Genomic DNA, 12,973 nt, shown 5'->3' on the forward strand with positions numbered 1-12,973 from the left:
AAGTTCGTTGTTCGGTGTGGTCATCACGGTCTCCGCTGGTCGAGCGCCTTCAGGACTCGGACTGTTGCAGGGCGAGTTCGATGAGACTCTGGGTGTCCATGGTGTCGATCCGGCCGTCCTTGTCCTCGGCCCCTCCGCCACCGTCACCGTCACCGGGCACCGAGGGTTCCTCGTACAGTCCGGCGAGCTCCAGCAGGGCGTCCATCAGCCCGGCGTCCCGGAGGCGGGTGATCGGGATGGCGGCCAGCGCCTGCCGGACCCGGGCCTCCGTCCCGTCGGGATCGTCCTGCGGCTCGGTGTCCGCCACCAGCTCCGCCAGGAGGTGGCGGACCAGCGCGGCGGGGGTCGGGTGGTCGAAGACGAGGGCGGCGGGCAGCCGCAGCCCGGTGGCGGCGTTCAGCCGGTTGCGCAGCTCGACGGCGGTGAGCGAGTCGAACCCGATGTCCTTGAACGCCCTGTTGGCCTGGACGGTGTCCGATGAGGCATGGCCGAGAACGGCGGCCACTTGGTCACGCACCAAGTCCATCAGCACACTGTGCCGTTCCCCCGCCGACAGCCCGGCCAGCCGGTGGGGCAGCGCGGACCGGTCGACGGCCGCCTGGCCGCCCATGAGCGTCTTCCGCGAGGGCCCCCGGGTCAGGCCACGCAGCAACGGGGGCAGCAGATCCGCCCGCGCCGCCAACTCGGAGGTGTTCAGGCGGATCGGGAACAGCTGTGCCCGTTCGGCGGCCAGGGCGGTGTCGAAGAGGGCCAGGCCCTCGTCGTTGGACAGTCCGCTCACCCCAGAGCCACCCATCCGCCGGAGGTCGGTGCGGTCCAGATGTCCGGTCATGCCGCTGGCCTCCTGCCACAGGCCCCAGGCGAGGGACTGGGCGGGCAGGCCCTGGGCCCGGCGGTGCTGGGCGAGCGCGTCCAGATAACTGTTCGCCGCCGCGTAGTTCGCCTGACCAGGACCACCCAAGGTCCCGGACGCCGAGGAGAACAGCACGAACGCCGACAGATCCACATCGCGGGTCAGCTCATGCAGATGCCACGCCGCGTCCGCCTTCGGACGCAACACCGTCTCCACCCGCTCAGGCGTCAGGGATTCCACCACCGCGTCATCCAGGACACCCGCCGCATGCACCACCCCCGACAGATCCCCTATACGTGCGATGACCTCCGCCAGCGCCTCACGATCCGCCACATCACACGCCACCACCGACACCTCAGCACCCAGAGCCGACAACTCGGCACACAACTCCTCCGCACCCTCAGCCGCCAGACCCCGCCGACTGGTCAGCACCAAACGACGCACACCACGCGCCTCCACCAAATGCCGCGCCACCAACGCACCCAGGACGCCCGTGCCGCCTGTGATCAGGACCGTGCCCTGACCATCCAGCGGCACCGGAACCGTCAGCACCACCTTGCCCACATGCCGCGCCTGACCCATAAAACGGAACGCCTCACGCGCCCGCCGCACATCCCACACCGTCAACGGAAGCGGCCGCAGCACACCCTCCCGGAACAGGGACATCAGCTCGGACAGCATCTCCCCGATCCGCTCCGGACCCGCCTCAATCAGATCAAACGCCCGATACCCCGCCACCCCCTCCCGCACATCCGTCTTCCCCAGCTCCAGAAACCGACCACCCCCCGCCAACAACCCCAACGACACATCCACAAACTCACCCGCCAACGAATTCAGCACCACATCCACACCCCGACCCCCCGTAGCCGCAAGGAACCGCTCCCCGAACTCCAAATCCCGCGACGAAGCGATGCGCTCCGCATCCAGCCCCATCTCCCGCAGCACACCCCACTTCACCGGACTCGCCGTCGCCCACACCTCCGCACCCACATGCCGCGCCAACTGCACCGCCGCCATCCCCACCCCACCAGCAGCCGCATGCACCAACACCGACTCACCCGACCCCAACCCAGCCAGATCCACCAGCCCGTAGTACGCGGTCAAGAACACCACCGGCACAGAAGCCGCCTCCGCGAACGACCACCCCTCCGGCATCCGCGCCACCATCCGGCAATCCGCCACCGCCACCGACCCAATCGACCCCGGAAACAACCCGAACACCCGGTCCCCCACACCCAGCCCCACCACATCAGGCCCCACTTCGAGCACCACACCCGCACCCTCGCTGCCCAGCCCCTCCTGACCCACCACCCCAAGCGTCAACAACACATCCCGGAAATTCACCCCCGCCGCACGCACCCCGACCCGCACCTGACCAGACCCCAACGACTCCTCGACGGCCTCTGGGCCGGGAACCAGCGCCAGACCGTCCAAGGTGCCCTTCTCCATCGCCTCCAGCCGCCACGCCCGCTCACCGGCCGGGACAGTCAGCGTGTCGTCGCCGCCCCACCGGGCCAGCCGGGGCAGGAACACCTCACCGGCTCGTACGGCCACTTGCGGTTCCTCGGTGTGCACGGCGGCGGCCAGCGCTGCCCATGAGGACTCGCCGCCATCGATGTCGGCCAGGACGAACCGGCCCGGGTTCTCCGACTGTGCCGAACGCACCAGAGCCCACACGGCGGCGGCGGCGAGATCCTCGACGTCCTCGTGCGCCCTGGTGGCGATCGCCCCACGGGTCACGACCAGGAGTCGGGACGAGCCGAAACGCTCCTCTGCAAGCCACGCCTGCACCATCGACAGCGCCCGGCCGACCGCCTCATGAATCGCGGCCGGGGTGCCATCGGACTCCGTATGGAAGGGGGCGACGACCACCTCCGGGCTCTCGGCGCCCGAGCCGATGGCGTCGGCGAGCGCTATCAGGTCCGGGTGGGCGGGGAGCGCTGGAGCGGGACCGGCTCCGCCCGTGTCCAGCGTCGCCCACCCGTCGGTGGACCCGGGCGACGTCATGGACGACGCCACGGACGGGGTCACGGACGGGGCCGCCACCCAGTCCAGCTGGAACAGCGAGTTGCTAGTCATGGTCTGCGCCATGCGCAGCTGCTCGGCGGAGACGGAGCGGAGGACCAGAGAGTCGATCGAGATCACCGGCTGCCCGGCGTCGTCGGTGGCCGTCAGCGTCACGCCTTCGGACGTCGTGCGGGTGATCCGGACGCGCAGTGCGGAAGCGCCGGCAGCGTGGAGGGTCACCCCCTCCCACGAGAACGGGAGCAGGACGTGCCCGGGGTGGTGAGGGAGATCGGTCAGGCTCATCGCGTGCAACGCGGCGTCGAGCAGGGCGGGGTGCAGCACGAACCCGTCGGCGTCGGCATCGCTCGGGAGCCGCACTTCGGCCAGCACCTCGGCGCCCTGCCGCCAGGCGGCCGAGAGGCCCCGGAAGGAAGGTCCGTAGTCGAGCCCGGCTTCGGCGAACCGCTCGTACAGACCGTCGAGATCCGCCGGAGCCGCCCCGGCCGGGGGCCAAGGGGCGTTCTGGGCCTCGGGTGTGACCGCGCCGCGACTCACGAGGCCGGTGGCGTGCCGCAGCCACGGCTGATCGTCCGGGGCGTCCTCGGCTCGGGAGTAGACGGTGAGCGTCCGGACGCCGTTGTCGTCCGGCTCGGCCACGGTGACCTGGAGCTGGGTGGCACCGTCCTGCGGAATGACCAGCGGGGTCTCCAGGGTCAACTCGTCCAGACGGTCACAACCGACCTCGTCCCCAGCACGCATCGCCATCTCGACAAAGGCCGTACCCGGCAGCAACACCCGGCCCATGACCACGTGATCCGCCAGCCACGAATGCGACCCCACCGACAACCGCCCCGTCAGCACCACCCCAGCACCATCAGGCGACCGCACCACCGCCCCCAACAACCCATGCTCCACCACACCCAACCCCACAGCCGACACATCACCCGACACCACCGGCACATCAAGCCAATAACGCCGCCGCTGAAAGGCATACGTCGGCAACTCGACCCGCCGCGCACCCCCGAACAACGAGGACCAGTCCACCGCCACACCATGGACATACGCCTCCCCCACAGACCGCAAAAACCGGTCCAACCCGCCATCGTCACGACGCAGCGACCCCAAAACCACAGCCCCCGCACCCGCCGCGTCAATGCTCTCCTGCACCCCGACCGCGAGCACCGGATGCGCACTGGCCTCAATAAACACATCGAAACCGTCGTCAAGGAGCGCCTTGGTCGCGGTCGCGAAACGCACCGTCTCCCGCAGATTCCGATACCAGTACTCCGCATCCAGCTGCTCGGTGTCGATCCAGTCACCCGTCACCGTGGAGAAGAACGGCACCCGGGACCGCACCGGAGCAATCCCGCCCAACTCCTCCAACAACCGCTCCCGCAACACCTCCACACCCACCGAATGCGACGCGTAATCCACCTCAACCCGCCGCGCCCGCACCCCCTCCACCCCACACACCCCAACAAACTCATCCAACGCCTCCCCATCACCCGACACCACAACCGAGGACGGCCCATTGACAGCCGCCACACCGACCCGGCCATCCCACCGCTCCAACAGCACACCAACCTCGTCGGCGGAAACCGCCACTGACACCATGCCCCCACCACCCGCCAACACCCTCAACGCCCGACTCCGCAAAGCCACCACACGCGCCCCGTCCTCCAACGACAACGCACCCGCCACACACGCCGCCGCAATCTCCCCCTGCGAATGCCCCACCACCGCACCCGGCACCACACCAAAGGACTCCCACAACGCCCCCAACGACACCATCACCGCCCACAACACCGGCTGCACCACATCCACCCGCCCCAACGCAGACCCGTCCTCCAACACCCCCGCCAACGACCAATCCACATACGCCGACAAAGCCCGCTCACACTCCGCCATCCGCCCCGCAAACACCGACGAAACCCCCAACAACTCCACCGCCATCCCCACCCACTGCGACCCCTGCCCCGGAAACACCACCACCGACTTCCCCACACCCGAACCCCCACCAGCAACCAACCCCGGAGCCGAAACCCCCTCGGCCAACGCCACCAAACCAGCACGAAGCCCCCCGACACCATCCCCCACCACCACCGCCCGATCCGGCAACGCCGCCCGCGACGCCGCGAGAGACAGCCCCACATCGGCCGGACACAGATCCGTACGGCCCTCCGTGAACGACACCAGACGCCCCGCCTGCTCACGCAGCGCCCGTTCACCCCGAGCCGACAGCGGCCAGACAACCGGCCCATCCGCCGCCAGATCCCCCGGCCCCTCCACGACCCCGGCATCATCGGCCTCGACGACCTGCTCAAGGATCACGTGCGCATTGGTCCCACTGACCCCGAAGGAGGAGATGCCGGCCCGGCGCGGACGGCCGTCCACCTCCGGCCACTCCCGGGCCTCCGTCAACAGCGACACCCCACCCGACGACCAGTCCACATGCGGCGACGGCTCATCCACATGCAACGTGCGCGGCAGTACCCCGTGCCGCATCGCCATCACCATCTTGATCACACCCGCCACACCCGCCGCCGCCTGCGCATGCCCGATATTCGACTTCAACGACCCCAACCACAGAGGCCGATCAACCGCACGCCCCTGCCCATACGTCGCCAACAACGCCTGCGCCTCGATCGGATCACCCAGCGTCGTCCCCGTCCCATGCCCCTCCACCACATCGACATCACCCGACGACAACCCCGCACCCACCAACGCCTGCCGGATCACCCGCTGCTGCGACGGACCATTCGGCGCCGTCAAACCATTCGACGCACCATCCTGATTCACCGCACTACCCCGCACCACCGCCAACACCCGAAGCCCACGCCGCCGCGCCTCCGACAACCGCGTCACCAACAACACACCCACACCCTCGCCCCAGCCGGTGCCGTCCGTGGCGGCTGCGAACGCCTTGCACCGGCCGTCCGCCGCAAGCCCGCGCTGCCTGCTGAACTCCACGAAGGCGCCCGGGGTGGCCATCAGCGCCACCCCGCCCGCCAGCGCCATCGAGCACTCGCCCTTCCGCAGCGCCTGGGCGGCCAGATGCAGCGCCACCAGCGACGACGAGCACGCCGTGTCCACCGTCAGCGCCGGGCCCTCCAGCCCGAAGGTGTACGCCACCCGCCCGGACACCACACTGGCCGAAGTACCGGTCAGCAGATAGCCCTCGGTGCTCTCCGCCGCCTGCTGGACGAGTGCCGCGTACTCCTGGCCGCTGACCCCCACGAACACCCCGGTGTGGCTGCCCCGCAGCGAGGACGGATCGATCCCGGCCCGCTCCAGCGCCTCCCACGACGCCTCCAGCAGGAGCCGCTGCTGCGGGTCCATGGCCAGCGCCTCACGTGGGCTGATCCCGAAGAACTCCGCGTCGAAGTCGCCGACGCCGTTCACGAAGCCGCCCTCGCGGACGTACGACGTGCCGGGGTGGTCGGGATCCGGGTGGTACAACGCGTCCACGTCCCAGCCCCGGTCGGTGGGGAACGTGGTCATCCCGTCACGGCCCTCGGCCACCAGCCGCCACAGGTCCTCGGGCGACTCCACATCGCCCGGGAGGCGGCAGGCCATCGCCACGATCGCGACGGGGTCGTCATCGGCGGCGGCCACCGCCGTGGCCTCGGTGACGTCCTCCACACCGAGCAGCTCGGCACGCAGGTGCTGGGCCAGCGCGTTCGGCGAGGGGTGGTCGAAGACGAGAGTGGCGGGCAGCCGCAGTCCGGTGGCGGCGTTCAGCCGGTTGCGGAGTTCCACGGCGGTGAGCGAGTCGAAGCCCAGCTCCTTGAACGCCTTCGCCGCGTCCACCGCTTCCTGCGAGGCGTGCCCGAGCACGGCGGCCACGTCGGCGCGCACCAGGTCCAGCAGGATCCGCCGGCGTTCGGGTTCGGACGCGGCGACCAGTCGGCGGTGCAGCGCCGAGCCCCCCGCGCCGGTGGCGTCGCCGGACGCGGCGACGCGCCGGGACGGCTGCCTGCGCACCAGCCCCTGGAACAGCGCGGGTAGCGCACCTGCCCTGCGGAGCGCGGCCACGTCGAGGTGGAGGGGGAGCAGCACCGCGTGTCCTCGAGCCAGCGCGGCCTCGAACAGGTCCAGGGCGTCCTCTGTGGCCAGAGGAGCCATCCCGGCGCGCGTCATCCGGCTGATGTCGGCGTCGTCGAGGTGCGCGGTCATGCCGCTGGCCTCCTGCCACAGACCCCAGGCGAGGGACTGGGCGGGCAGGCCCTGGGCCCGGCGGTGCTGGGCGAGCGCGTCCAGATAACTGTTCGCCGCCGCGTAGTTCGCCTGACCAGGACCACCCAAGGTCCCGGACGCCGAGGAGAACAGCACAAACGCCGACAGATCCACATCGCGGGTCAGCTCATGCAGATGCCACGCCGCGTCCACCTTCGGGCGCAACACCGTCTCCACCCGCTCGGGCGTCAGGGATTCCACCACCGCGTCATCCAGGACACCCGCCGCATGCACCACCCCCGACAGGTCCCCTATGTGCGCGATGACCTCCGCCAGCGCATCGCGGTCGGCGACGTCACACGCCACCACCGACACCTCAGCCCCCAGAGCCGACAACTCGGCACACAACTCCTCCGCGCCTTCAGCCGCCATACCCCGCCGACTGGTCAGCACCAAACGACGCACACCACGCGCCTCCACCAAATGCCGCGCCACCAACGCACCCAGGACGCCCGTGCCGCCTGTGATCAGGACCGTGCCCTGACCATCCAGCGGCACCGGAACCGTCAGCACCACCTTGCCCACATGCCGCGCCTGACTCATGAAACGCAGCGCGTCCACGGCCTGGCGTACGTCCCACGCCGTCACCGGAAGTGGCCGCAATACGCCCTCCCGGAACAGGGACATCAGCTCGGACAGCATCTCCCCGATCCGCTCCGGACCGGCTTCCTGAATGTCGTAGACGCGATACGTGACGCCTGGATGCCGGTCGGCCACCTCGCCAGGATCCCGCTTGTCGGTCTTGCCCATCTCGAGGAACCGGCCGCCGCGCGGTTGCAGCCGGAGCGACGCGTCCACGTACTCGCCCGCAAGCGAGTTCAGCACCACATCCACACCCCGGCCCCCCGTAGCCGCAAGGAACCGCTCCTCGAAACCCAGGTCCCGCGACGAAGCGATGCGCTCCGCATCCAGCCCCATCTCCCGCAGCACACCCCACTTCACCGGGCTCGCCGTCGCCCACACCTCCGCACCCACATGCCGGGCCAACTGCACCGCCGCCATCCCCACCCCACCAGCGGCCGCATGCACCAACACCGACTCACCCGACCCCAACCCGGCCAGGTCGATGAGCCCGTAGTACGCGGTCAAGAACACCACCGGCACAGAAGCCGCCTCCGCGAACGACCACCCCTCCGGCATCCGCGCCACCATCCGGTGATCCGCCACCGCCACCGACCCGATCGACGCCGGGAACATCCCGAACACCCGGTCGCCGGGGGCGAAACCGACGACCCCGGGGCCGACCTCCAGGACGTACCCGGCGGCCTCACCGCCCAGACCGTCCTGGTCGACCATGCCGAGGGTGAGCAGCACATCCCGGAAGTTGAGCCCGGCCGCGCGCACCTCGAGCCGGACCTGACCGGGCTCCAACGGTCGCTCCGCGGCGTCGGAGTCGACGAAAGCGACATTGTCCAAAGTGCCCTTGCTGGTGACGTCCAGCCGCCAGGCGTCCTGCTCCTCCGTGTGCGCCGGCAGCGCCAGCGTGCCGTCCGAGGACGCCCGGACCAGCCGGGGCGCCCACACCTTTCCGGCCCGCAGGGCGAGCTGCGGTTCGCCGGTGGCGAGCGCGGCCGAGAGGGCGGGCCAGAGGTCGGCGGAGTGATCCGCACGCGCGTTGACGTCCGCGTTCACGCCGGCGTCCGCGTCCGCGTCCGCGTCCGCGTTCACGTCCAGGTCCGCGTCCACGTGGGCGTCCAGGTCCGCCTCCACGTGAGCGTCCATGTGGGCGTCCCCGTCCACGAGATGAAAGCGGCCCGGGGTCTCCGACTGGGCGGACCGGACCAGGCCCCAGACGGCGGCCGCTCCCAGGTCGTCCACGGAGCGCCGCTCGTCGACGGTCACGCCACCCCGCGTCACGAGGGCCAGCCGGGAGGCGGCGAAGTTCGGATCCGCGAGCCAGGTCTGGAGCAGGGCGAGAGCGCGGGAAGTGGCCTCATACGGGCTTCCGCCGTCGCACCGGGCCAGCACCACTTCGGGGGTGGGGGCCGATCCGGCGGCGATCGCGTCGGACAGGGCGCTCAGCGAGGGGAAGTCCTCGTCGGCTCGCTCCGGAAAGCCGACGGTGAGGTAATCGCCGGCCGGTGAGTCGGCCGTCGGCAGCGGGGTCCAGTCGACGCGGAAGAGGGAGTCCTCGACGGCCGGGTGGCCGCCGCCGAGGGCGTCCGCCGGGACCGCCCGCAACGTGAGGGACTCCACCGAGGCCACCGGCGCGCCAGTGCTGTCGGCCGCCAGGAGGGACATCTCGTCGGGGCCGCTCGGCGAGAGCCGGACGCGGAGTGCGGACGCGCCCACGGCGTGCAGTTCGACACCGCTCCAGGAGAACGGAAGGCGCACCTGCGCGGAGCCCGCCGTGGTGTCCGCGAGGGCCGCCGTGTGCAGGGCCGCGTCGAACAGGGCGGGATGCAGGCCGAACCCGGTCGCGTCGGCGCCGTTCCCGTCCGCCAGCCGGACCTCGGCGAAGACCTCCTCGCCGCGCCGCCACGCCGTGTGAAGGCCCTGGAAGACGGGGCCGTAGGTCAGGCCGTGATCGGACAGCCCGCTGTAGAGGCCGTCGAGATCGACCGGCGTGGCGCCCTCGGGCGGCCAGGGGGTGAGCTCGTACGCGCCTGTGGCGACGTCAGGGGCCAGCACACCGCTCGCGTGACGGGTCCAGGGCTCATCGGCTCCGCTGTCCCCCGTGTCTTCCGCTCGCGAATAGACGGCGAGGTGACGGCGTCCGTTCTCGTCCGGCTCGGCCACGGTCAGGCTGAGGAGAACGCCGCCCTGCTCCGGAAAGACCAGGGGGGCTTCGAGGGTCAGTTCGTCGAGTCGGGTGCAGCCCACCTCGTCACCGGCGTGCATGGCCAACTCGACGAAGGCCGTGCCCGGCAGCAGTACGCGGCCCATGACGACGTGGTCGGCCAGCCACGGGTGCGAGCGCGGCGACAGGCGTCCCGTGAAGACCACGGAGTCCTCGCCGGGCATCGCCATCACCGCGCCCAGCATCGGATGCCCGGCCCCGCCGAGGCCGAAGGTCCCGGCGTCGCCCGACAGTTCGGGGGCGTCGAGCCAGTAGCGCTGCCGCTGGAAGGCATACGTCGGCAACTCGACCCGCCGCGCACCCCCGAACAACGAGGACCAGTCCACCGCCACACCATGGACATACGCCTCCCCCACAGACCGCAAAAACCGGTCCAACCCGCCCTCGTCACGACGCAGCGACCCCAAAACCACAGCCTCCGCACCCGCCGCGTCAATGCTCTCCTGCACCCCGACCGCGAGCACCGGATGCGCACTGGCCTCAATAAACACATCGAAACCCTGCGCCAACAACACCTCGGTCGCGGTCGCGAAACGCACCGTCTCCCGCAGATTCCGATACCAGTACTCCGCATCCAGCTGCTCGGTGTCGATCCAGTCACCCGTCACCGTGGAGAAGAACGGCACCCGGGACCGCACCGGAGCAATCCCGCCCAACTCCTCCAACAACCGCTCCCGCAACACCTCCACACCCACCGAATGCGACGCGTAATCCACCTCAACCCGCCGCGCCCGCACCCCCTCCACCCCACACACCCCAACAAACTCATCCAACGCCTCCCCATCACCCGACACCACAACCGACGAAGGCCCATTGACAGCCGCCACCCCCACCCGGCCACCCCACCGCTCCAACAGCACACCAACCTCATCAACCGAAACCCCCACCGACACCATGCCCCCACCACCCGCCAACACCCTCAACGCCCGACTCCGCAAAGCCACCACACGCGCCCCGTCCTCCAACGACAACGCACCCGCCACACACGCCGCCGCAATCTCCCCCTGCGAATGCCCCACCACCGCACCCGGCACCACACCAAAGGATCCCCACAACGCCCCCAACGACACCATCACCGCCCACAACACCGGCTGCACCACATCCACCCGCCCCAACGCAGACCCGTCCTCCAACACCCCCACCAACGACCAATCCACATACACCGACAAAGCCCGCTCACACTCCGCCATCCGCCCCGCAAACACCGGAGAAACCCCCAACAACTCCACCGCCATCCCCACCCACTGCGACCCCTGCCCCGGAAACACCACCACCGACTTCCCCACACCCACCACACCACCGGACACCACACCAGCCACACCCCCACCGGACGCCAACACCCGCAGGGCTTCCCGGATGTCGCCCGCCTCGCGCCCGAACAGCACGGCGCGGTGGCCGAGGGCGCTGCGGGAGGTGGCGAGCGAGTAGGCGAGGTCAACGGCCCCGGCGGGAGCGGCGGCGGCCCCGTCCTCCTCGTCGAGGAACGACGCCAGCCGGGCGGCCTGCTCACGCAGGGCGTCGGCGCTCCCGCCGGAGATCACCCAGGGCAGGGCGGCGGGGGCCGGTTCGCCGCTGGCCGCGGGCTGCTCCTCGGCCGGCTCCGGCGACTGCTCGAGGATGACATGGGCGTTGGTCCCGCTGATGCCGAAGGACGAGACCCCGGCCCGGCGCGGACGGTCGCCCGTCTCCGGCCACTCCCGGGCCTCCGTCAGCAGCGACACCCCACCCGATGACCAGTCCACATGCGGCGTCGGCTCGTCCACGTGCAGCGTCTTCGGCAGCACCCCGTGGCGCATCGCCATGACCATCTTGATGACGCCACCGACCCCCGCGGCCGCCTGCGTGTGCCCGATGTTCGACTTCAACGACCCCAGCCACAGCGGCCGCTCCCGCTCCCGGTCCCGGCCGTAGGTGGCCAACAGCGCCTGCGCCTCGATGGGGTCGCCCAGCGGGGTTCCCGTGCCGTGGGCGTCCACGGCGTCGACATGTTCGGTGGAGAGCCCGGCGTCGGCCAGCGCCCGCAGGATCAGGCGCTGCTGCGAGGGGCCGTTGGGGGCGGTGAGGCCATTGCTGGCACCGTCCTGGTTCAGCGCCGAGCCCCGTACGACGGCCACCACGGGGTGCCCGTTGCGCCGGGCGTCGGACAGCCGCTCCACGAGCAGCAGCCCGGCCCCTTCCGACCAGCCGGTGCCGTCGGCCGCGGCGGCGAACGACTTGCAGCGGCCGTCGCGTGCCAGCCCCCGCAACCTGCTGAACTCGACGAACGCACCGGGCGTGGACATCACCGTGACCCCGCCCGCGAGCGCCAGCTCGCAGTCCCCTCGGCGCAGCGCCTCACAGGCCAGGTGCAGGGCCACCAGGGACGAGGAGCACGCCGTGTCGAGGGTGACCGCCGGGCCTTCGAGGCCGAAGGTGTAGGCGAGTCGTCCGGAGGCCACACTGCCGGAGCTGCCGTTGCCGAGGAACCCTTCGAGGCCCTCGGGTATGGCGTGCAGCCGGGCCGCGTAGTCGTGGTACATGACGCCCGCGAACACCCCCGTGGGGCTGCCCCGCAGCGACTCGGCGGCGATGCCCGCCCGCTCGAAGGTCTCCCAGGCGGTCTCCAGCAGCAGCCGCTGCTGCGGATCCATCGCCAACGCCTCACGCGGGCTGATGTTGAACAGACCGGCGTCGAACAGGTCCGCGTCGTAGAGGAAGCCGCCGTCGCGGATGTACGACGTCCCGTGCCGCTCCGGGTCGGGGTCGAAGAGCGCGTCGGCGTCCCAGCCGCGGCCCTCCGGGAAGGGACCGATCCCGTCCCGTTCCTCGGCCACCAGCCGCCACAGGTCCTCCGGTGACCGGACCCCGCCGGGGAACCGGCAGGCCATGGCGACGATGGCGATCGGCTCCTGCTCCCTGGACTCCACCTCGTGCAGGCGCTGCCTGACCTGGTGCAGATCGGTGGTCACCCGCTTCAGATAGTCCCGAAGCTTCTGCTCGTTCGACATCGGCCGTTCAGCTCCTCGCCCGGGAACGGAAACCCGTCGGTGGTGCGGTGGGAAACTTCTGTCGGTGCGTTGACGCGCTGCTTGTCCGCT

Annotated in this window: 1 protein-coding gene; it reads right to left on the bottom strand. The window is 70.5% G+C overall.

Features of this window, described 5'->3' with window-relative positions:
• Positions 1–49: 49 nt before the first annotated feature.
• Positions 50–12,844, bottom strand: coding sequence for a type I polyketide synthase (locus tag LIV37_RS21830; protein WP_425507101.1), 12,795 nt, complete (start codon positions 12,842–12,844; stop codon positions 50–52).
• Positions 12,845–12,973: the final 129 nt, after the last annotated feature.

Source organism: Streptomyces rapamycinicus NRRL 5491 (assembly GCF_024298965.1).
Taxonomy (GTDB): domain Bacteria; phylum Actinomycetota; class Actinomycetes; order Streptomycetales; family Streptomycetaceae; genus Streptomyces; species Streptomyces rapamycinicus.